Raw genomic sequence first — 22,110 nt, forward strand, 5'->3', positions numbered from 1 at the left:
CATTCTAAAATCATTTATTAGATTTATTTTATAAAAATAATTGCAGCCGAAGCTGCACAGATTATACTTTTAGGTCAGATTCCAAACCAATCAATTCGCTGTTCGCATCCAAAATCGGCTGAACTTCATTGCTGATAAATTCCTCCGTTTGAATTGGGGCAAAACCGATGAAGTTTTTCGGGTCAAGAACTTCTTTTAATTTTGATTTATCTAATTTTAAGGTTTCATCATTCAAAATCCTCTCAATCAAATCGTTTTCTTTACCTTCTTCTTTCACTTTTTTCGAAGCTTCCATAGAATGAAGTCTTATTACTTCGTGGATTTCCTGACGGTCGCCACCAGCTTTTACCTCCTCCATAATGATGTATTCTGTCGCCATAAAGGGAAGTTCCTCTTCGATGTGTTTGTTGATTCTGTTTGGATAAACCACGATTCCATTCATAATGTTGTTCCAGATCAACAAGATTGCGTCAACCGCCAAGAACGCTTGTGGAATTGTCAATCTTTTGTTCGCAGAATCGTCCAAAGTTCTTTCAAACCATTGGGTTGAAGCCACCATTGCAGAACTTGTTGTCAAAGACATCACGTATTTTGCCAATGCTCCGATTCTTTCGCTTCTCATCGGGTTACGTTTGTACGCCATTGCAGAGGAACCAATCTGGTTTTTCTCGAAAGGTTCTTCAACTTCTTTCAGGTTTTGAAGAAGACGTAAATCGTTGGTAAATTTATGTGCAGACTGAGCGATATTTCCTAATAAAGCAACCACTTTAGCATCGATTTTTCTGTCATAAGTCTGTCCGGAAACGCCGAAAACTTTTTCGAAACCGAATCGTTTTGACAATTCTTTGTCAAGATGTTTTACTTTAGAATAATCGCCATTGAAAAGTTCAAGGAAACTTGCAGCCGTTCCAGTTGTTCCTTTGACACCTCTGAATCTTAGGGTTTCTAAAAAGAAATCAAGTTCCTCGATGTCAAGAACCAAGCTCTGTAACCAAAGTGTTGCTCTTTTTCCAACAGTTGTCAATTGAGCTGGTTGGAAGTGAGTAAATCCAAGAGTTGGAAGATCTTTATATTGAATAGAGAAGTCAGCGAGATTTTTCATCACATTGACCAACTTTTTCTTTAAAATCAAAAGTCCGTCACGGATTTGAATTAAGTCAGTATTGTCTCCTACAAAAGCCGAAGTCGCTCCCAAATGGATAATTCCTTTTGCAGAAGGCGCAACGTCACCATAAGTATGAACGTGAGCCATCACATCGTGGCGGAATTTTTTTTCATATTCTGCCGCTTTGTCATAATCGATGTTTTCTGCGTTGGCTTTCAGTTCAGCGATCTGCTCGTCCGTAATTTCAAGGCCAAGGTCTTTTTCGATTTCAGCGAGAGCGATCCAAAGTTTTCTCCAAGTGCGAAACTTGTTGTTATGCGAAAAATTAAATAGCATTTCTTCACTGGAATAGCGCTCTTCCAATGGGTTTTTGTAGGAATTCATTTCTTTCTTTTTACTTTTTTAGATGACACAAAATTAAGAAAATTAACCGATTGAATAAAATGAAATTAAATATAGAAACCGATTTAACCAAAAGATAATTTTTGAATCAAATAATCGGCGGGATATTTGTTAAACAAAATTAAATCTAATAGAAATGGCTTCTCATAATACGTCCGAAATCAAAGTAAGTGTAACCACTGAATATGATAATTTCAACAGTTATCCTTCGGAAAATAGATTTGTTTTTCGATATAATATTGAAATCGACAATCTTGGCGATTTCCCTGTAAAACTACTTTCCAGAAAATGGATGATTTACGATTTGGGATTTGGATTTACGGAAGTGGAAGGTGCAGGTGTAATTGGTCTGACTCCAGTATTACAAGGTGGCGAAAAATTCAGTTATTTTTCTAATGTGATCTTGAAATCTGGTGTTGGGAATATGGAAGGCTATTACATTTTCGAAAATGCAGAAGGCGAAACTTTTAATGTGAAGATTCCGAAATTCCATTTGTTGACAGAGGTTTTGAGTAATTAATTAAATTAGAAAAGTTAAAATTAATTTTACAGAAACTTGATCTTCTTGTTAAACACTTGGTTAATTTCATCATTTCTCGAAATCATCAACCTTTCGAAACTTAAAAGTGAAATCTTAGCACAAACTTCCGCATCAGCGTCTGCCCTGTGGTGATTGAAGTTGATCTGATGCTGTTCTGCCAAGCTTTTCAGTCCATAACTTTTCAAATCTTTCCAAGCTTTTTTTGCAACGCCAATGCTGCACAGATAATTAATCTTTGGCGTAAAAAATCCATAATGATCCAGACAACCACGCAAAACATTGGCATCGAATGAGGCGTTGTGAGCAATCATTAGATTTCCGTACATCAGATTTTCTATTTCATACCAAATATCACCAAAAGTAGGAGCGTGCCTCACATCTTCCGGGTTGATGCCGTGAACCGCGACATTGTGATAATTGAAATATGGATAAGAAGGCGGTTTGATGAGCCAAGATTTGGTTTCTTTGATCACGCCATCTTCCACGATGCAAATTCCCAGCTCGCAAGCTGAGTTTTTTTCGTGAGTAGCGGTTTCGAAATCTAAGGCAATGAAGTTCATTCTTTAATTATTTTTTTGGTCCTAAAAAATGTTTGAACATCAGCCATTTTGTTTGATAATAAGGATCGATCTGATGTTTCTGTCTCAATTGAATTGACTTTGGAAGTTGGATGTAAAAATAAACGTGCGCTTTGAGGACTGCCAAAAGAAATCGCCATCCATTTTTGTAAGCCAAGTAAAACGCCGCGTAACCATCAAGATGAAGTCTGAAAAACAAGGTGAAGAATGCTTTCGAAGCTGGAAGATTCTTCAACATCATTGACAGATTATTCCTGAAATTGAGATAGGTTTTCTCTGGATTTTCCTTTTTCAACGTGCCACCACCAACGTGATAAACTTTGGATTTTCCGGTGTAATAAATCTTCTTACCTTCATTTTTAAGTCTCCAGCAAAGATCGATTTCTTCTTGATGTGCAAAGAATCTTTCATCAAAACCATTCATTTTCCAAAAATCCTCGGAACGGATAAATAAGGAACAGCCAGATGCCCAAAAGATTTCGGTCTCGTCGTCATATTGTCCGTTATCAAATTCTATATTTTCAAAAACTCTTCCTCGGCAATACGGATAACCGAGATTGTCTATCAATCCGCCACCAGCACCAGCAAATTCGAATTTGTCTTTCTGATTGTAATCCAGAATCTTCGGTTGGATCGCTGCGATATTTTGATCTTGCGAGAATAATCTTAAAATTGGAGCAATCCAATTCTCGGTCACTTCCACATCGGAATTCAGTAAACAATAGATGTCTGCTTTAATGGATTTCAGTCCTTGGTTATAACCCATTGCAAAACCAGAGTTGCTCTCGTTTTGAATGATTTTGACTGATGGGAAATTTGATTTTAAAAATGGAATAGAGTCGTCGGTCGAAGCATTGTCGATCACATAAATCTCGGCTTCTTTGGAATGTAGAATGACAGATGGGAGGAACTTTTCCAGCCATTTTTTTCCGTTCCAATTTAGGATTGCAATTGCGAGAGTCATCTATTCTTCGTAGGTTTTGATTGCGTCTTGGTACTTCCATCTTCTGTGTGACCAAAGCCAATTATCTGGTCTTTTGTTGATGGTATTTTCCAATAGTTTATGGAATTTTTTCACTACCTCGTGCTCCACAAACTTCTCTCCATCGGGATAGATCCTGTGGTAGTTCACTTGATAGTAACCACGTTTCACTTTCTTCATCTCACAATAGATAAAAGCCATATCCATTCTGGTGGACAATTTATCATAGCCAATGAAAGCCGGTGTTTTCTGATTCAAAAACTTAAGTCCATAGTTGACATTGGAAACGTGAGGCGTTTGGTCTGCTACGAACATATAAATAGAATTTCCGTCATTAGGATTCCGGAAAATATGTTTAATGACATCATTAGCTTCCAGAGACTGGTTGTTGAATCTGTTTCTAATGGTTTTTATTTTTTGTTCCCAAAATTTGTTACTCATTCTTCTGTAAACAGGATGTGAGTTTTCCTGAGGAACAATTGTTTTCAAAGCGTTGAACCATTCCCAATTGAAAACGTGACCAGACAGAAGAATCACGTTTTTCCCTTCGGCTTTCGCTTCGTGGAAAAGGTCTTGGTTCAAGTGTTGCATTCTCACTCTGGATTCTACATTGCTGATGGTAAAAGCTTTTAGCATCTCTGCAAGATAATCGCAGAAGTTTGCAAAAAACTTTTTGGAGATCTTATTGATTTCCTCGTCTGACTTTTCAGGAAAAGAGTTTTTAAGATTTCCTAAAACTTCTTTTTTTCTATAGCCAACAATATAATAAGTAATGAAAAACAAAATATCTGAAAATATGTATAATATCTTCAGTGGTAATTTTGAAACTAATAATAATATATTGAATAGAAATTGATTCAAACTATGTGTTTATTGGCAAATATACTGAAAAATGGCTGGATAATTGCTTAAATTTGGGGTAGTAAAAATCAATATTTAAATAAAATAATGAAAAAATCAATTATCAAATCAGTTTTGGTTGGTAGTTTGGTCTCTTTTTCTGTTTCAAACGCACAGACTACGGAAACGCCACTTACCAAAGAGCAAATGGAAGCGAAAAAGAAAGCGGCGAGAGAAGAAGTAGCTAAGTTGCCCAAACCGTATCATCCGGAAGCGAATGCAACATTAGAAATTAAAGAAGCAGTTGCGCTTGCTAAGAAAGAACATAAAAATGTAGTGATCCAGGCTGGAGGAAACTGGTGCATCTGGTGTTTGAGATTCAACAACTATGTGCAACAAACGCCGGAACTTAAAAAATTAGTTGATAATAATTTTGTTTACTACCACTTGAACTGGTCGCCAGAAAATAAAAATGAGAAAGTATTTACAAGTTATGGCAATCCTGGAGAGAAGTTTGGTTATCCGGTTTTCATCATTTTGGATGAGAATGGAAAACAAATCCATACGCAGGATAGTGCGGTCTTGGAAGAGGGAAGTGGCTACAGTATTGAGAAAGTGAAAGAGTTTTTCAATACTTGGAAACCGAAAAAATCATAGGAAGTACATTTCACAAAAAAAACCATCTCGAAAACATCGGGATGGTTTTTTTTTATGATTTTTAAAATCTAATTAAGCTTCTTCAGAAGGAGTTTCCTCTTCAACTTTAGCTTTTGGAGCGGCTGGTTTTGGAGCTTCTACTGGAGCGTCAGAGACGATGTTGAAATCAAAGTTGTACTCTACATTTCTGTGAAGTCTGATCAATGCAGTCACTGTACCAGTTCTTTTGATTGTGTTTCCAGGGATTTTGATATATTTTTTATCAACGCTTACACCAGCTTTTTCCAAAGCTGCAACAAGATCTGCATTGTTGATAGAACCGAATAGTCTGTCTCCAGTTCCTACTTTTGCAGGGATAGTTACAGATGTTTTCTTCAATTGATCTACTACAGCATTTGCAGTAGCTACCAATTTAGCTTCTTCTTCTTTTCTAGATTCCAAAGTAGCTTCTAGAGCTGCTTTGTTTTTAGGCGTTGCTAATAAAGCAAAACCTTGAGGTAGTAAAAAGTTACGAGCGTAACCTGGTTTTACGTTTACTGTATCGAACTCAAGTCCTAAGTTCTCTACGTCTTGTTTTAGGATAATTTCCATTGTTGTTGTCCGTTTTAGAGATCCGAGTTCCGGTTTTTAAATCCGGGTTTCTCATCACTTCGTTAGAATTTAATATTAATTCAGCAACAAAAGAAGCAGGCGAACCTACTTCCTTTATTTTATTTTTTGTCTTATTTCAAAAGATCTGCTACGTAAGGCATTAAAGAAAGGTGTCTTGCTCTTTTGATAGCTGCAGATACTTTTCTTTGATATTTAAGAGAAGTTCCTGTGTATCTTCTTGGTAAGATCTTACCTTGTTCGTTTACGAATTGTAAAAGGAAGTCAGCATCTTTGTAATCTACGTGCTTAATTCCGAATTTTTTGAATCTACAGTACTTTTTATCAGTTTTTGTGTTGATATCAAGTGGAGTAAGAAATTTTACTTCAGATTCACCTCCAGCAGAGGCTTGTTTTGCCATATCATCTATTGCCATGATTTTAAAATTTTAAAAGGTTAATAATTAAGCTTTAGCAGATTTGATTTTGCTTCTTCTTGTTACTGCATAATCGATAGCGTGTTTGTCAAGTTTAGTCGTTAAATAACGGATCACTCTCTCATCACGTTTGAAAGCAGTTTCAAGATCTGCAACTACAGTTCCTTCTCCTTTGAATTCGATCAGTGTGTAAAAACCATTCTTTTTCAATTGAATAGGATAAGCTAATTTCTTAAGTCCCCAATTTTCTTTGGCAACGATTTCGCAATTGTTTGAAGTCAATAGATCTTCAAATTTTTTCACTGCTTCCTCCACCTGAGCATCAGATAGAACGGGAGTTAAAATGAAAACAGTTTCGTAATTGTTCATAATGTTAATTTATTAATTAAAAATTCGAGTTGCAAAAGTACAAATATTTTTCAAATTACAAATAGTTTATTTGATATAAGATTATTATTAATTATAAATAGAATCAAGACTGTAAATTATGATGATTATCTTTTAGTTAATGTAAATGAAAAATCCCGCCATATGACTGACGGGACTTAAAGATTTGATATTTAAGAAAGATTATTTCTTGATTACTTTTGTAGAAGTAGAAGTTCCATCTTCCAATAAAGTTGTCACAACGTAAACACCAGCGCCAAATCTGCTAAAATTGATTTGCGATTTCATATCATTCAGATCTTTGGTTAAGATTTGCTTACCAGCAACGTCATAAACTTTTACAGATTTGATTTTACCTGGAGCCTCGATGTTAAAGATATCTTTAACTGGGTTTGGATAAGATTTGATGTTGTTTTTAGCTGTTTCTGATACTGCAAGAACTCCAATGTTCAATGTGTAATCTTCAACCTGGCCGTATGTACTGGTTCCACAAGATGTCGAATTGGCTCCGAAAGCACTATCATGCAAGCGTACACGCATTCTAGTTGTTCCAATACTTGCAGTAGAAGGAATAGTGATTGTTCCTGTCCATGGTGTAGTTTTCACAGCAGATGTATATAATTGTTCGCCGGCATCATTGAAATCTCCATCTTGGTTTAAATCTACCCAAACTATCACCTGATCGTTGTAGTATGAACTAGAGTTACCTGTAACCGTTAATGGATAGCTTGATCCAGCTGTTGCATTTCCAACTACGGATGTGAAATCTTCGTATCCTGCCGTAGAGGTTGAGCTTTGATTAATATTTGAAAATGTAACGTTTGATATTTTTTCAAAGCCTGTAGAAGTGGCACCGGCTGAGCAATAGCATTGCGTTGGAGCGTTCTGCGTTACTGTAATTGCATTGGAAGTTGTACTTTGAGATGTTTCCGAACAAGTTACAATTATTCTATAATAAGTACTCACAGTCTGGGAGGTGACTGTGTAGGAAGGTGTGCCTTGTGCGCTTCCCAGGTTGCTCCATGTGTTATTATCTGTGGAAGATTGCCATTGATACGAATATGCGGAGCTAGGTGTGGCAGTAGCTGAAAGGACAAAGCTCTGTCCTGTACAAATGCTAGATAGTGACGATGATACCGATTCTATGGTAGGTGCGCCTGTACAGGCAGTTGGTTTTGTTATGGTAACAGTGTAATCTTCATATTCACCATAAGTTTCAGGATCATCTGTGCAAGGATCAGTAGATGCAGGATTGTTACTTCCAGCTGCTAATACTTGGATACGTAATCTGTAATTACCAGTATCAACATTAGCGGGGATGCTAATGTCATCTGTTACGGTAACGCCGGTTCCTCCGTTACCTATTTCCCCTAGATACTCGCTGCTGTCAAAAGTGCCATCATTGTTATAATCAATCCAAGCTGAGACCCTCTCGTACCATCCGTCTCCAACTGTAACTGAAATCGGGTATGTTTGTCCACCCAACAATTGTCCTGGAGTTGTGGTAGTGTAATCACTGTATCCATTCGTTCCGCACGCGGAATTGTTGTTTATACCTGCGAATGTAACATTGGTTATGACATCTCCGTCAGTACAATCCAATGAAACTGTGCAGTAAGTAGCAAGGCTTGATTTGGAATCACTTGCTGTCGTGCTGACCTTTCTGCCATTTAAAGTTGTGTCGTTCGCTTTGATTTTTCGATTGGAAAATTTAACTTTTAATGCTTCTGCTTCTTGTTTTAATTGTGCAATCTGTCCATAACCAATTAGCGGTATAGTCAGAAATGCAAATCGTAGTAGATTTCTTTTCATAATAGTAAATTTTTTGATTCATTTCAAAATTATGAAAAAAAACTTAACAAATGTTAATTTATTGTTATTTTAACATTTAAAAGTTTAAAAATATAGCTAATGAAGAATTATTTTTCATTTCTAATGTCATTAATGAAATTAATCTTAAGCACTTCGTATAAGGAATGACGGCTCACTAGGACAGAAAAAATTGACGACATCATTCCGGCCAACATCAAATGAAATATCAATGAATGTCTGTCCGTCATCTCCAAAACTAGAATCGCAGATGTAAAAGGCGCTCGTGTAATTCCTGTAAGAAAGGCTACCATCCCTGCCAAGATCAAAACATTCGTTTCATTATCTGTGAGATTCATAACGTTCGCGAAAACACTTCCGATAGAAGCACCAGTAGAAAGAGCTGGTGCAAAAATCCCACCTGCACCACCAGAAGTAAAGGCCAAAGCGGGACCCAACATTCTGAGAATCGGGACGTACCAAGCTTCTGTTTTATTTTCTGTAAACAGAACTCTCTCTATAATGTCTTTTCCAGAACCCAAGATATCTCTATTGATGAAATAGGCAATTGTAGCAACGATGAGTCCGCAGATTACAAGAAATACAACATTGGAAAAATCGGTTTTTAATTTCTTTTTTAATCGATTGATTTTCAACATTGCCACAGAAAGCTGACTGCTCAGGATTCCACAAATGCCAGAAGTGAAAACAATCGGGAACATAATCCACAAAGTCACATCGCTCGTTTTTGGATAGCCAAGATATAAATAAGATCCAGCAAAAGATTGTGCCGTAAGTCCAGCAATGATTACCGCCGTAAACAATGCCGTTTTGAAATAGTTGATGTGCGTCTTCGACAATTCTTCCACTGCGAAAACAATCCCTCCAAGTGGCGTGTTGAAAGCCGCAGAAAGTCCAGCCGCAGCACCTGTCAAAATCATATTTTTCTTTGATATTTTTGGCCACCAAGCGGGTAAGAATTCATAGACTTTTCGGAAGATGGAACCTGCGATTTGAATCGTTGGTCCTTCTCGTCCAATCGCGCCTCCACTTGAAACCAAAACGAAACTGGAGAGAATTTTTATGATAATGATCCTAAAACTTAATAATTTGTGGATCAAATGATTGTCTTTCGGATTGGCAAGTTCTACGGAAGCCATCACTTGCGGGATTCCGCTTCCTTTTGCGAATGGTGCATATTTTTTTACAAGCCACCAAGAAAGCACGAAACCAGCTGGCGCAATAATGAAAATCATCCACAAATTCCAGTTCAAAATCTTGTGGAGTGTATGTTCTCCAAAAGCAAAAATCTGAGCGTACAAAACTGCGATGATTCCCGTAATGATGGAGCCGATCCAAAACGGAACAGCTTGCAGGAGATTCTCTTTCAAACGTTCATTTCTGATATTGTCAAAAGATTTTTTGAGGATGGTTCTGGCGTATCGGAATAATCTTTTCATACTCAGAGTTTCAAAGTTTCTGGATTGTGCAGACGGATGACCTTCGCGCCTTTTTCTATTAATTTCAAATGTAGATCTAAAGTTTCTTTTTCAACTGCATTGGGTTGTTTCCCCAGTGGTTTGTAGATAAATGACTTCTTCGAGATTCCTGCAAGAATAGGATATTTTCCAAAACCGATGTATTCAAATTCATCTATCATCTTGTATTGGTCTTCAACCGTTTTTCCAAATCCGAAACCTGGGTCGAGGATGATGTCTTTGATTCCTTTTTGATTTAATTCTAATAATTTCTCTGAGAAAAATCGATTGATTGACAAAATAATATCATCAAACTTCATTTTCTTGTGCATCGATTCATAACTCGGATTGATGTGCATCAATATATAAGGTAAACCCGTTTTCGAAACCACATTCAAAAGTTCAGAATCAAATTGTCCCGCCGAAATGTCATTCACCAAATCGATTCCTTCATCAAAACCAAATTTCACAACGTCTGCATAAAAAGTGTCCAGCGAAATCAAACTTTCCGGAAATTCTTTTTTGATTAATGAAATCACATTTCCAATTCTTTGGATTTCCTCATCAGCCTTCAAATATTCTGCATTTGGTCTTGTGGATTGTGCGCCAATATCGATAATGCTAGCTCCGTTTTCCAAGAGATTTTCTGCTTGCTTCAGCGCATTCTTTTCATTATTAAATTTCCCGCCATCCGAAAAAGAATCGGGCGTGAGATTCAGAATCCCCATTAATTTTGGCTTCGACAAATCAACCAATCTGCCATTGAAATTGATTGAAAAAGAATTATCGTTTTTAGAATTGGTAACGGAAAAGTTCATTTTAAAATTTGAATGAAAATATTTGATAGTAATTTAACCACATAGGAACATAGTTTTTTAGATGAATTTAATAGCCTTTAAAAATAATTCAAAAATAAATTTTTAAAAAGTTTTTCTTTTCCCCAACCCTACAGGGTGTAAAAACGCCTTAAAAATTTCATCAAAATTACTCCCTTTCGGGTCGGGGAAATAATTTTGATGAAATTTAAACAAGCTTTAAGACAAAATAGTTTTATTGCTATGTTATCTTTTTTAATTGAATAATCATCATTTTTCTATGTGTCTATTGTGGTTTTAACATTTAAAGTAAGCCAGAAGTTTTCATTAATTGGTCATCGCATAAACCGCAAAACTCGCCAACCAATGGTCGCCACCATAATTTCCTTGAAAAATAATCGGAAGCGAATTCTCAATGAATTTTTCCCGCGTAATTTCAAATCTCTTTCTAAGCTTATCTCCTTCTGGCAAAGCGTTCGCAATATTTTTCATTGCCCAAGCTTTCGAAAACGACAAGCCAACCAGATGAACGGTTTGATAATCGCTCAAATCACTGATGATGGGAATTTGTTCGATATTTTCCAAACTTCTTTTTTCGTAGAAATTATTCAGCCATTTTTCAAATTCTTTTTGTGGCAAAATTCTGCTCATCAATTCTGCAATTTCCAGACTTGGCGAGAAGAAATCACTTCCGTCAGGCTCCAAGTAAGCTGGCGTTTTTGTGTTGTTCAAGTAGAAAACTTTGGCTTTTTCAGACAATTCTTTCTCGAAGATTTTATCGCCCGTTTCTCTCGCCCAATCGATGGCGAAACACATTGCAAATGCGGTATTTGGATGAACGCCAGTTCTGTTTGGGTAGGTTTGTTTTGGTAAATAAACTTTCCAAAGTCTTAGGATTTCATCTGTCAAAGGTTTCAAATTCTGATGCCAGATTTTAGCTTTTGGATGATTCCATTTTGCCAATTCCTCATCCAGTTTGAGAATCCAAGCCCAGCCGTAAGTTCGTTCAAAATTCTGCGCAACTTGATATTTTGTGAAGTATTTTGCTTCTTCTTTAATTTTTTCTGATGAAAATGATGCTTCTAAAATGGAGATGATTTGGTCTTTGTTTTCCAAATTTTGTTCAGTCCTTAATAATCGAACCAACATCCAATGTCCGTGCACAGAGCTGTGCCAATCGAAACAGCCGTAAAAACTCGGGTGCAATTCTTTCGGCGTCAGGACTGCATCTTTTTCAGAATTGATGACGTGCGCGGTCTTGTTCGGATATTCTTGGTTGATGCATTTCAGAGGCATCGATGCCAGCTTGTTTGCCATTTCTGCTGTCAGTTCCGATTTTTGTTGAGCGTTGACAAAAAGTGAAGACATTAGAAAAATTGAAATGGCTATTTTCATTAGTTGGATTTAATTGTTTGATGTTCATTTTCAATCGCTAAAAATTTTTTTGATGTTTCAAAATATGGCGATTTTATTAAGGAAAATTTGGAATCATAAAAATAGTTAATTTTTCCGGTTGACAATCAAAAATTGAAAACAACAAAATTTGTATCTTTGACCAATTAGACAGATTTATGCACAATACTTCCGCCCAGTTTGACGACGTTATCACGGTTTGCAGGGACTTATTTCAGAAAAAAATGAAGGATTATGGAACCGCGTGGCGCGTTCTTCGCCCAAGTTCTATTACCGACCAGATTTATATCAAAGTCAATAGAATCCGTACTTTGCAGATGACCGACGTGAAAATGGTGGACGAAAGTGAGGAAGACGAATTTATCGCCATCATCAATTATTCCATCATCGGATTGATTCAATTAGAGAAAGGTTTTTCTGATGAACTGAATGCCAATCCAGAAGAAACAATGGCACTTTACAATTCCTACGCTCAAAAAGCAAAGGACTTGATGGAACGCAAAAACCACGATTACGGTGAAGCTTGGCGCGAAATGAGAATCTCATCCATCACCGATTTGATTTATCAAAAAGTGCTTAGAACCAAACAAATTGAGGACAACAACGGTGCAACTTTGGTTTCCGAAGGTTTGGATGCGAACTACTTCGATATGCTCAACTATGCAGTGTTCTGTTTGATTAAGTTCAAAAATTAAGAGATTTTTTTTAATCATTTATAAATTATCATTCATCACTTATGAAAGCAGTTTTACGCTACATTGTCGCACTTATATTCATCGCTTCCGGATTTGTGAAAGCGGTGGACCTCAAGGGATTTTCTTTCAAACTGGAAGAATATTTTTCGCCCATCGTTTTTGACTTGCCGTTTTTGGAGAAATATGCTTTGGTATTTTCAATCATCGTGGTTTTGCTGGAGCTGGTTTTAGGGTTTATGTTATTAATGAAAATCAAGCTTAAAGAAACCATTTATGCCTTGATTGCACTCTGTGTTTTCTTTGGGTTTCTGACGTTCTATTCCGCATACTTTGATGTCGTTACAGATTGTGGATGTTTCGGGGACGCTTTGAAATTCACGCCTTGGCAATCGTTTTGGAAAGATATTACGCTTTTGGTTTTATTGATAATCTTGGCAGTTCTCTATAGAAAAAGAGAAGAAGATGATGTCGTGAGATTTGGAAAATTACCGTTGTTGGGCGTTTTCGTTTTGGTAATGTTTTTCGTGATGTACCGCGGACTTTTCCACGAACCGATGATTGATTTCCGGGCTTATGCAATTGGGACGGATTTGGCTTCGGAGAAAGATAAAATCAATAAAAATCCTTCGGAATACAAGACTTTTTATTCATTAAAAAATTCAAAAACCAACGAGGTCAAAAAAGTTGACCAAGACGAATATATCAATAAAGAATATTGGAAAGATACGACTTGGCAAATCGAGGAAGGAAAAACCACTTCCGAAATCGTGAAAAAAGGCTACGAATCCGAAATTTCGAAATTTAAAATCGAGGATACAAACGGAAATAACATCACAGACGAAATCCTGAAAGAGCCAAAAGTCATCATCATTTTCACTTATAAACCAAAAGAAGCCGACGCAGAATTGGTCAAAAAAACTGAAACGAAAGCGTTGTCAGAAAAAGCAAAAGTAATCGGCGTAAGCACACAACCTGATTTCTACAAGCAAGTTCCAAATTATATGATGGACGAGATTGCCATCAAAACCATCGCCAGAAGCAATCCTTTCATCTTGATTTTGGAGAAAGGAAAAGTGGTCGAAAAATTGGGCGCAAAAGATTATTTGGATTAATAATCTTAAATTTGAAATGCTGAATGAAAAATATTAAAAATGAATTACAAAATATCATTACAAGAGATGGACAAGATGGCAATCAAAACCTTGTCAAAACAGTCCAAAGTATCCTTAGAACAAATGCAAAGTCAGGCAAATTCTCTTCATACAAAAAGCCTCTCAAAAGTGAAGAAGAAATCTATTTAAAAAAAATTATAGAAACTGAAAGTCTTCATTACAACCAAGATATTTCGGAGGATAACTATATTGCAGAAGGAGCTGAGCAAAAGGTTTACAGACTAAATGATGAATATGTCATTAAATTGAATGACGCTATTTTTTATGAATGTTGGCAAGATTACTTTGAAAGTCTATTGATACATAATTACTTTTTTAAGTCCACAGAATATGAATTTTTGGGTTTTAAGATAATTGATGAAAAAATATTCTCAGTGGTAAAACAGAGATTTATCAAAGCCACGGAAACTGTAAATCTAAATCAGGTCAAGGACTTTTTGGAATTCAATAACTTTCGTAATATTAGAAATAACGATTACTTGAATGAAGAATTAAGATTGATTTTTGAAGACTTGCACGACGAAAATGTATTGAGCAACGAGGGAATTCTATACTTCATCGATACTATTTTTTACACTACAGAAAAATTTTATATTATATAATGAGAAAATCAAACAAACCAATCGCTGGCTATCACTTACTGATGATTTTGTCCGCAGTCGATGGAATCATAAAACCGGAAGAAGGGCTCAAAGTTCAGGAATATATGACCGAGGAATTTCCTTTCCGTCTCAATTTGGACGACGAGTTGGAAATCATCGCGCAATTGACGTCTGACCAATGGCAAGACCACTTCGAGTTCCACGCCAAATGTTTCGAAGAAGATTCTACCGAGCAAGAAAGAAAAGACTTCATCCAATTCGCAAAATCCCTCATCAAAGCCGATAACAAAGTGAGCGACGACGAGCACAAATTTTACATCCTACTGAAAAACCTTTGGAATTTAAAATAATATCAAAATGAGAAAGAACATTGTCGCAGGAAACTGGAAAATGAACAAAACCTACGCTGAAGCACAAGAATTGATGGCTCAGCTTTTAGAATACAAAAAAAACAACACCACCAACTGCGAGGTTTTCATCGCTCCGCCAGCGTTGTATCTGGCTTCTGCTAAAGAAGTATTCAAAAATGGGGAAGTGGGCGTGTACGCTCAAGACGTTTCAGAATACGCGAGTGGCGCGTACACAGGCGAGATTTCTGTGGATATGTTGGCATCTATCGATGCAGACGGAAGTTTGGTGTCGCACTCCGAGAGAAGAACTTTCCACGGCGAGACCGATAGCCACGCGAACAGAAAAGTGAAAGCCCTTTTGGACAAAGGTTTGACGCCAGTCTATTGCAATGGCGAAAAGTTGGAGGAGAGAAAATCCGGAAGACATTTCGAAGTCGTAAAAAATCAGACCGAAACCGCACTTTTCACTTTGTCCGCAGAGGAAATCAAAAAAGTCGTGATTGCCTACGAACCTGTTTGGGCCATCGGAACCGGAGAAACAGCCACTGCAGAGCAAGCGCAGGAAGTCCATGCCTACATCAGAAGCCTGATTGCTGACAAGTACGGCAAAGAAGTTGCGGACGAAGTTTCCATCCTGTACGGCGGAAGTGTGAAGCCAGACAACGCCAAAGAAATCTTCTCCCAACCCGACGTAGACGGCGGTTTGATTGGAGGCGCAGCGCTAAAAATCGAAGATTTCACAAAAATCATAGAAGGATTCAATTCATAAATAAAACTTACTTTGTCAAATCGAAGATTGGGCGTAGCCAAAGTTTATCCGATTTGACAAAGTTTTTTTTAGGAGCTTGATCCCGCTATCCGTTGCAATCTTTTTTGCACCACATTTGGTCATCCGAAAGAAAGTGAAATCAAAGCAAAAAAGGATTTCCACTACTATCGGGGCTAAGGGTTTTGTCATCCAAACAAGTTTTGTCATCCAAAAGTTAGCATTCAGATATTTATTAATTGAACCATTATTGTTTTTCTTTGCTGAGCTTCAGCGCCTTTGCGAGCCTTAAAAATGTTTTCAATTAATTTAAAAAAAATCTTAGCGAACTTTGCGTTAATTTTTTTTATTCAGCTTCAGCATCTCAAAAATTTATCTCCTTACTATTTTTAAAATTAAGACAATATGAAAATAGAACACCTCGGCATCGCTGTGAAGTCTCTCTCAGATTCAGATGATTTGTTTGCCCGACTTTTGGGAAAATCAAATTACAAAAAGGAATCTGTAGAAAGAGAAGGCGTTACCACCTCTTTTTATGAACTTGGCGAAAGCAAAATAGAACTTCTGGAAGCATCAAACCCCGAAAGTCCAATCGCCAAATTCCTCGACAAAAAAGGGGAAGGAATCCATCATATTGCCTTCGGTGTAGAAAATATCCAGACCGAAGTAGAAAGATTAAAAAAAGAAGGCTTCATTTTCATCTCCGAAGAACCCAAACAAGGTGCTGATAACAAATTAGTTGTCTTCCTACACCCAAAATCGACCAACGGTGTCTTGATAGAATTGTGTCAAGAAAAACCGTAAAACGTTTTGTAGATAAAGAAATTTTGCTATTTTTGCAAACACAAAATCTAACCAATTTTATGCGGTCCTATAGCTCAGCTGGTTAGAGTCCCTGACTCATAATCAGGTTGTCCCTGGTTCGAGCCCAGGTGGGACCACAATAAAACCCTTGAATATGTTTATATTCAAGGGTTTATTTTTTTATAGGGGAGTGATTAGGGGCAGGATAATTTTGTTAAATAAGATTAATTAGAGTCTTATAGTTTAAAATAAAGGTCTTAATATTTCTTGATTTTCTTCGGACAATGTTGGTACTGATATAAATAATCTATTCATTGCTCTACTACATTATAGTCGTCCAAAATCGTGCTCAGATAGTACCATCCCCAGCCAATGATCTTGAAATAGGTAAAATCTGTCTGCCACATTTGATGCACAAATTCCGTTATGTCTTTGAACTCATTTGCTGCTGAAAGAAGAAAATGATTCGGTGCCGGGATTAAGTCTCTTTGCTTCAAAATACGGTAAACGGTGGATTCTGAAATAAAAACACCTTGCTCATCGGTAATTTTGTAGGTAAGTTCCCTTGTAGATAATTCGGTGTGTTCCAAAGCGATCTCTACCATCAGATCTTCATGTCTTTCAGGAATGCTGTTCCATTGCCTATGGTTTGTTCTTTTCGTAATTTCCAGACCATCATAGCCGTATTCGAGGTAGCTTTGATACCATTTGTAAAAACTACTTCTGGCGATTCCAAAACTTTCCAAGGTTCGCTTCACACCGATTTCACTCCTGGTCACCGTTTGAATGATCTCGTATTTCTCGGCTGCTGATAATCTCATATATTTCCTGTATTTATCGATTAATCCAGCCTTTCTAAACTTTTTTTACAATGTCATAGCGAACGACCAGGTCAGCTACGATCTCTTTCAAACGAGCGTTTTCCTTCTTCAGGTCTGATACTTCATCACTCGTAGTCTCGCCATCAGAAATTTAAGCAGAAACAACAAGATTATCGAGGCAGAGGGAGAAACCATCCTGAAAGCCGAGACCGAAAATAGCAACGAGTGGTACACATAGTACGGATGATTTTTCGGTGCGATAGTATTGGTGTATGTCAGCTCTTTTCTTATGCGCAATGTCAAAGTGCATCCATTTCTCATCAAAGATGATCATCTTATTATCAACAGTTTATTCTTTAGGAAATACAAGATTCAGGAAATTGATAAAGTGGTGTTCCGATCTGTCAAAACCAATTACAGAATGGGTGGCTACAGTGGCACAATGCGCATCGACCTGAAAAATGGAAAATCCAATCGTACCAGTATGTACTCTGCCCGAATGACCCTCGTTTCCGAAAGCGATACGAAAGTGATCGCTTACATCCGGGAGTTGCAGAAGCAACTGAAAGAGGCCGGGATCGAGAGTGAGTTTGTGAATTAGTGATTTTTGAATTTTTTCCGTTTTCCAATGTAACCTAGTAGGAAACTCAATGGATATAATTAAATACGATGTATTAAAAATTTGAAGTTATTTCTATAGGCTTTGTATAGGCTCGCTAAGTATTTCATTGGGGCCCTGCATGGGCTTCCTATATAGTTTTCAAATGCTTTCTACAGGCTTAGAGCTATATTTAGCTTTCAATGTTAATTTGTCTTTCATTATTTTGTCTTTTTTAAAGCAAAATGAGGAAAACCGTAATGCATTAGATTGGTTTTTGGTTATATTTGGATTTGAAAAACTATTCACTTCATGATTACTTACAACGGAAGCCTTGCCATCGAGCTCAGCACGGTAAAATCTATTTTTATAGAATATTTGCAACAAGGCGGAAATCTTGTTTTTGAATTAAACAACCTTATCATTCCTTTTACCGATCCTGATACGGATGAGACCACACTTCATTCTTTCCCGAATGAACCTGTCAAATATTACTTTGACAGTTCTGATTCTCTGCACGCTTATTTCGAAGAGTGGGTGGGAATGTGGAAAGATTCTCAAAAATAAACTTAATAAATTATATCTTGTATTTCCAATATTACTATTGGAGATACCTACAAATTAAAATAAATGAACCACGCTGTACACAATAAACTCGTTTCCTTTATCTGGAGTATTGCCGATGACTGTCTGAGAGACGTCTATGTAAGAGGAAAATATAGGGATGTTATCCTGCCAATGGTTGTTTTGCGAAGACTGGATGCTTTGCTGGAACCTACCAAACAACATGTTTTAGAGGAAGTCGTTTTCCAGAGGGAGACAATGAAATTTACCGAATGGGATGACAAAGGGATGACTGCTGCTTCCAAGTATGTTTTTTACAACACCAGCGAATGGACGCTGCAAAGCCTCCACGGTTCGGCAACCAACAGCCAGCAGATTTTGCTGGGGAATTTTGAAGATTATCTGAATGGTTTCAGTGCCAATGTGCAGGAAATTATTGAGATGTTCAAGCTTCGGGCGCAAATCAAACATATGGCGAACAAAGATGTGTTGCTGGATGTTCTGGAGAAATTCACATCACCTGATATTAATTTGACGCCTTTTGAAAAACTGGATACTGCCGGAAGAAAAATTCCTGCGCTGACCAATCTGGGAATGGGTTATGTTTTTGAGGAACTGATTCGGAAATTTAATGAAGAAAATAACGAGGAAGCTGGAGAACACTACACGCCACGAGAGGTTATCGACCTGATGACGCATATGGTTTTTGACCCGATCAAAGATAAAATTCCATCGGTGATTACCATTTATGACCCTGCCTGCGGAACAGGTGGAATGCTGACAGAATCTGAGCTTTTCATTACCGATGAAGACGGCGAAATCAAAGCGACCAATACTTCCGTATATCTTTTTGGGAAGGAAGTGAATGACGAAACATACGCCATCTGCAAATCGGATATGATGATTAAGGGCAAAGACCCAGAACATATCAAAGTGGGTTCTACACTTTCTACCGATGAATTTGCCGGAACGAAGTTCGACTTTATGTTGTCGAATCCTCCGTATGGAAAGAGCTGGGCGAGTGAACAGAAATACATCAAAGACGGAAAAGATGTTATCGACAACCGTTTTCTCATTAAACTGAAAAATTACTGGGGCGAAGAAGAAGATGCCGATGCAGTGCCACGTTCTTCCGACGGACAATTGCTGTTCCTGATGGAAATGGTGGATAAAGTGAAAGCCATTACCAACAAAAATACCATCGGAAGCCGTATTGCCTCGGTACACAATGGCTCGAGTCTGTTCACCGGTGATGCAGGCGGTGGCGAAAGTAATATAAGACGCTATATTATTGAAAACGATTTGCTGGATGTGATTATCCAGTTGCCGAACAATATTTTTTACAACACAGGCATTACCACCTATATCTGGATTCTGAGCAACAACAAACCCGCTAATCGTAAAGGGAAAGTACAGTTGATTGATGCCAGTGAAATGTATCAGAAACTCAGAAAAAATCTGGGTAATAAAAACTGTGAACTGACGAAACAGCATATTCAGGAAATTCTGAACTGTTATTTAGAGCTTTCAACACTGGATAAAAAAGATACCGGAAATATCGGAAGCAAGGTTTTTGAGAATGCTGATTTTGGCTATTACAAAGTCAATATCGAAAGGCCAAAACGTTTGAAATCTCAGTTTACTCAAGAGAAAATTGAAGCCTTGAAATGGGATAAGACACAACCTGTATTTTCCAAAGAACTTTATGAGAAATACGGAATGGAAGTATATGCAGGTTTGGAAAAACATAAAAAAGAAATTGAAGACCTTGCCGAAAAGCAGGACCTCAACATCAATGCAAAACAGCTGTCTGCATTTCTGAAAAAAGAAAGCTGGGAAAAACAGGATGCCCTGTACCAAACGGCGGTTCGCCTGATGGAAGTTTTGGGGACGGAAGTTTATAACAACTTTAATGAGTTTGGAAGCAAGGTGGATGAAGTTTTAAAACTCGACAAAACCAAACTGTCTGCTTCGGAGAAAAAACAAATTCTGGATACCGTGAGCTGGTATGATGAAGAAGCCGATAAAGTGGTGAAAAAAACAGAAAAACTGAATGGTCAGAAACTGGCAGATTTGCTGGAATTTTTAGGCTGTAAAGAAAAAGACCTGCCTTATTATGGTTATTTCCCCGTGGCGTCGAGTCCCTCAGCCACCGGAAAAGGTGAATATATACTTTATGAAACCGAAAGTGATTTGCGCGACAGCGAAAGCATCCCATTGAAAGAAAACATACAGGATTACTTTTTAAGGGAAGTAAAACCTTATGCCGAAGAAAGCTGGATTGCTTTGGACTCTGTAAAGATTGGATATGAGCTGAGCTTCAATAAATATTTTTACCAACCTGCCCCATTGCGCAGTCTGGAGGAAGTGACCGAAGATATTTTGGCGCTGGAAAAGGAAGGCGACGGATTGCTGGCTGAAATCTTAAATTTTTAGGCGATGCAGCGATACGAAAAACACAAAGACAGCGGTGTGGATTGGATTGGGGAAATTCCTGAGCATTGGGAAGTTTCGCGATTAAAAAACCATATCTATTTTATAACAGGATTTCCGTTTAAAAGTGAAAAATACTCTTATGAGGGAATAAAATTAGCGAGGGGTATTAATGTAAAAGAAGGTGTATTTAATTGGGATGACACGAGGTTTTGGCCAGCAATTGAAAACCATTTAGAAAATTACTTACTTAAAGAAAACGACGTCTTAGTAGCGATGGATGGATCTAAAGTAGGTAAGAATTTTTGCAAAGTTTCAGTTGATGATTTACCAATTTTACTCCTCCAACGTGTAGCGAGATTAAGGACAAAATTCACATTGAATGCTAATTTTCTATATATTAATATAGTAAATAGAAGTTTTTTGTATTGGGTTGAATTGACAAAAACCGATCCAATGGTTCCTCATATTTCACCAGACGATATCAAGAATTTTATAATTGCAATTCCACCAATTTCCGAACAGCAAACCATTGCCACCTTTCTCGATGACAAGACCGCTAAAATAGACCAAACGATTGCCAACAAGCAGAAAGAAATAGAACTGCTTAAAGAACGCCGACAAATCCTCATCCAAAAAGCTGTTACCAAAGGTCTGGATGATACCGTGCCACTCAAAGACAGCGGTGTGGATTGGATTGGGGAGATTCCGAAGCATTGGGAGGTGAGGAAGTTGAAGTATGTGCTTACTATGCGAAATGAAAAGATAGAAAGTAAGTCAACAGACAAGATTTATGTAGGAATGGAAAATATTGAATCGCAAACTGGCAAGTATGTACCTACAGATTCTCAAGTTGAAGGCTTAGCAAATGTTTTTTACAAAGATGATATTCTATTTGGAAAGCTGAGACCCTATTTAGCTAAAGTTTATCTCAGTGAATTTGATGGAATTTGCTCTACAGAATTTTTGGTTTATAAAAGTTCTAATGCTTCATTCTATCAAAGGGTTTTACTTTCAGATGTATTTATAAAATTAGTAGATTCTTCAACTTATGGAGCAAAAATGCCAAGAGCAAGCGCTGATTTTATTAATAAAATTTCAATTCCAAATCCACCAAATCCAGAACAAATCCAAATCGTTACCTACTTAAAAGCAATAGAAGAAAAAATCGCCAAAGCCATTTTGCTGAAGCAACAGGAAATAGAAAAGCTGAAAGAGTATAAAACGGTGCTGATAGATAATGTGGTGACGGGGAAAGTGAAGGTGAGCTAAA

The 22,110-nt window shown here is 37.3% G+C and carries 24 protein-coding genes and 1 tRNA gene; 13 read left to right on the forward strand and 12 right to left on the reverse strand.

The annotated features are described in order from the left end of the window. Positions 1-61 precede the first annotated feature (61 nt). Complete coding sequence (gene purB / locus IO90_RS13405; protein ID WP_034967485.1) at positions 62-1,489, reverse strand: adenylosuccinate lyase; 1,428 nt, start codon at positions 1,487-1,489, stop codon at positions 62-64. Between the two features lie 154 nt (positions 1,490-1,643). Between purB and apaG the strand changes: the two genes are divergently transcribed. Further along, positions 1,644-2,027, forward strand: coding sequence for a Co2+/Mg2+ efflux protein ApaG (gene apaG / locus IO90_RS13410; protein WP_034967488.1), 384 nt, complete (start codon positions 1,644-1,646; stop codon positions 2,025-2,027). 26 nt (positions 2,028-2,053) lie between these two features. Here the strand turns inward: apaG and IO90_RS13415 are convergent, their stop codons facing one another. The 3 genes from IO90_RS13415 to IO90_RS13425 are packed head-to-tail and all read right to left on the reverse strand — an operon-like array spanning position 2,054 to position 4,469. After that, positions 2,054-2,608, reverse strand: a complete 555-nt coding sequence (locus IO90_RS13415; RefSeq protein ID WP_034967491.1) for a 3'-5' exonuclease — start codon at positions 2,606-2,608, stop codon at positions 2,054-2,056. A 7-nt stretch (positions 2,609-2,615) separates the two neighbouring features. Then, complete coding sequence (locus tag IO90_RS13420) at positions 2,616-3,590, reverse strand: glycosyltransferase family 2 protein (RefSeq protein WP_034967493.1); 975 nt, start codon at positions 3,588-3,590, stop codon at positions 2,616-2,618. Then, positions 3,591-4,469, reverse strand: a complete 879-nt coding sequence (locus IO90_RS13425; protein ID WP_034967496.1) for a lysophospholipid acyltransferase family protein — start codon at positions 4,467-4,469, stop codon at positions 3,591-3,593. 87 nt (positions 4,470-4,556) lie between these two features. On the opposite strand from IO90_RS13425, the gene IO90_RS13430 reads away from it, so the two are divergent. Beyond that, on the forward strand, positions 4,557-5,105 hold the full coding sequence (locus tag IO90_RS13430) for a thioredoxin family protein (RefSeq protein WP_034967499.1): 549 nt from the start codon (positions 4,557-4,559) through the stop codon (positions 5,103-5,105). Positions 5,106-5,177: 72 nt separating this feature from the next. On the opposite strand, the gene rplI is transcribed toward IO90_RS13430, so the two are convergent. The 7 genes from rplI to IO90_RS13465 all read right to left on the reverse strand — a co-directional run bounded on the left by rplI (position 5,178) and on the right by IO90_RS13465 (position 12,014). Continuing rightward, positions 5,178-5,696 (reverse strand): 50S ribosomal protein L9, encoded by a 519-nt coding sequence (gene rplI / locus IO90_RS13435; RefSeq protein ID WP_034967502.1) that lies wholly within the window; start codon positions 5,694-5,696, stop codon positions 5,178-5,180. A 131-nt stretch (positions 5,697-5,827) separates the two neighbouring features. After that, entirely contained in the window at positions 5,828-6,130 is a 303-nt protein-coding gene (rpsR, locus tag IO90_RS13440) for a 30S ribosomal protein S18 (protein ID WP_028122362.1), read from the reverse strand. A 27-nt stretch (positions 6,131-6,157) separates the two neighbouring features. After that, positions 6,158-6,499 (reverse strand): 30S ribosomal protein S6, encoded by a 342-nt coding sequence (gene rpsF, locus IO90_RS13445; protein ID WP_028122361.1) that lies wholly within the window; start codon positions 6,497-6,499, stop codon positions 6,158-6,160. A gap of 201 nt (positions 6,500-6,700) precedes the next feature. Beyond that, complete coding sequence (locus IO90_RS13450; RefSeq protein WP_034967506.1) at positions 6,701-8,329, reverse strand: GEVED domain-containing protein; 1,629 nt, start codon at positions 8,327-8,329, stop codon at positions 6,701-6,703. 107 nt (positions 8,330-8,436) lie between these two features. Beyond that, on the reverse strand, positions 8,437-9,786 hold the full coding sequence (locus tag IO90_RS13455) for a chloride channel protein (RefSeq protein ID WP_034967508.1): 1,350 nt from the start codon (positions 9,784-9,786) through the stop codon (positions 8,437-8,439). Between the two features lie 2 nt (positions 9,787-9,788). Continuing rightward, complete coding sequence (gene folP / locus IO90_RS13460) at positions 9,789-10,622, reverse strand: dihydropteroate synthase (RefSeq protein ID WP_034967511.1); 834 nt, start codon at positions 10,620-10,622, stop codon at positions 9,789-9,791. Positions 10,623-10,946: 324 nt separating this feature from the next. Beyond that, a complete protein-coding gene (locus IO90_RS13465) occupies positions 10,947-12,014 on the reverse strand; it encodes a DUF2891 domain-containing protein (RefSeq protein ID WP_034967513.1) in 1,068 nt (355 codons plus the stop codon). Positions 12,015-12,190: 176 nt separating this feature from the next. On the opposite strand from IO90_RS13465, the gene IO90_RS13470 reads away from it, so the two are divergent. The 7 genes from IO90_RS13470 (at position 12,191) to IO90_RS13505 (ending at position 16,558) form a co-directional block, all read left to right on the forward strand. Then, positions 12,191-12,727 carry a DUF1599 domain-containing protein gene (locus IO90_RS13470; RefSeq protein WP_034967516.1) on the forward strand — a complete coding sequence of 179 codons (537 nt, stop codon included), beginning with the start codon at positions 12,191-12,193 and terminating at the stop codon, positions 12,725-12,727. 41 nt (positions 12,728-12,768) lie between these two features. Then, positions 12,769-13,839 (forward strand): BT_3928 family protein, encoded by a 1,071-nt coding sequence (locus IO90_RS13475; RefSeq protein ID WP_034967518.1) that lies wholly within the window; start codon positions 12,769-12,771, stop codon positions 13,837-13,839. Positions 13,840-13,862: 23 nt separating this feature from the next. Next, a complete protein-coding gene (locus IO90_RS13480) occupies positions 13,863-14,501 on the forward strand; it encodes a hypothetical protein (protein WP_051878685.1) in 639 nt (212 codons plus the stop codon). Continuing rightward, complete coding sequence (locus IO90_RS13485; protein WP_034967521.1) at positions 14,501-14,851, forward strand: TerB family tellurite resistance protein; 351 nt, start codon at positions 14,501-14,503, stop codon at positions 14,849-14,851. Before IO90_RS13480 ends, IO90_RS13485 begins: the two co-directional genes overlap by 1 nt. 7 nt (positions 14,852-14,858) lie before the next feature. Next, complete coding sequence (tpiA, locus tag IO90_RS13490; protein WP_034967523.1) at positions 14,859-15,620, forward strand: triose-phosphate isomerase; 762 nt, start codon at positions 14,859-14,861, stop codon at positions 15,618-15,620. Positions 15,621-16,022: 402 nt separating this feature from the next. After that, complete coding sequence (gene mce, locus IO90_RS13500) at positions 16,023-16,421, forward strand: methylmalonyl-CoA epimerase (RefSeq protein ID WP_034967528.1); 399 nt, start codon at positions 16,023-16,025, stop codon at positions 16,419-16,421. Positions 16,422-16,484: 63 nt separating this feature from the next. Beyond that, a tRNA-Ile gene (locus IO90_RS13505) sits at positions 16,485-16,558 on the forward strand. Between the two features lie 174 nt (positions 16,559-16,732). Here IO90_RS13505 and IO90_RS13510 read toward each other — a convergent pair. Then, positions 16,733-17,242 carry a helix-turn-helix domain-containing protein gene (locus tag IO90_RS13510; protein ID WP_081871822.1) on the reverse strand — a complete coding sequence of 170 codons (510 nt, stop codon included), beginning with the start codon at positions 17,240-17,242 and terminating at the stop codon, positions 16,733-16,735. 304 nt (positions 17,243-17,546) lie between these two features. Here IO90_RS13510 and IO90_RS13515 point away from each other — a divergent pair, with 304 nt between their 5' ends. From IO90_RS13515 to IO90_RS13530, 4 genes are all read left to right on the forward strand, one after another. Continuing rightward, positions 17,547-17,843, forward strand: coding sequence for a hypothetical protein (locus IO90_RS13515; RefSeq protein WP_131450885.1), 297 nt, complete (start codon positions 17,547-17,549; stop codon positions 17,841-17,843). Between the two features lie 309 nt (positions 17,844-18,152). Next, complete coding sequence (locus tag IO90_RS13520; protein WP_034967532.1) at positions 18,153-18,407, forward strand: hypothetical protein; 255 nt, start codon at positions 18,153-18,155, stop codon at positions 18,405-18,407. Positions 18,408-18,470: 63 nt separating this feature from the next. Further along, complete coding sequence (locus IO90_RS13525) at positions 18,471-20,840, forward strand: class I SAM-dependent DNA methyltransferase (protein ID WP_034967536.1); 2,370 nt, start codon at positions 18,471-18,473, stop codon at positions 20,838-20,840. Between the two features lie 3 nt (positions 20,841-20,843). Continuing rightward, positions 20,844-22,109: a restriction endonuclease subunit S gene (locus tag IO90_RS13530; RefSeq protein WP_034967540.1), complete on the forward strand. Its 1,266-nt coding sequence runs from the start codon at positions 20,844-20,846 to the stop codon at positions 22,107-22,109. Position 22,110: the final 1 nt, after the last annotated feature.

The organism is Chryseobacterium sp. FH1 (assembly GCF_000735135.1).
In the GTDB taxonomy this organism is placed as follows: Bacteria; Bacteroidota; Bacteroidia; order Flavobacteriales; family Weeksellaceae; genus Epilithonimonas.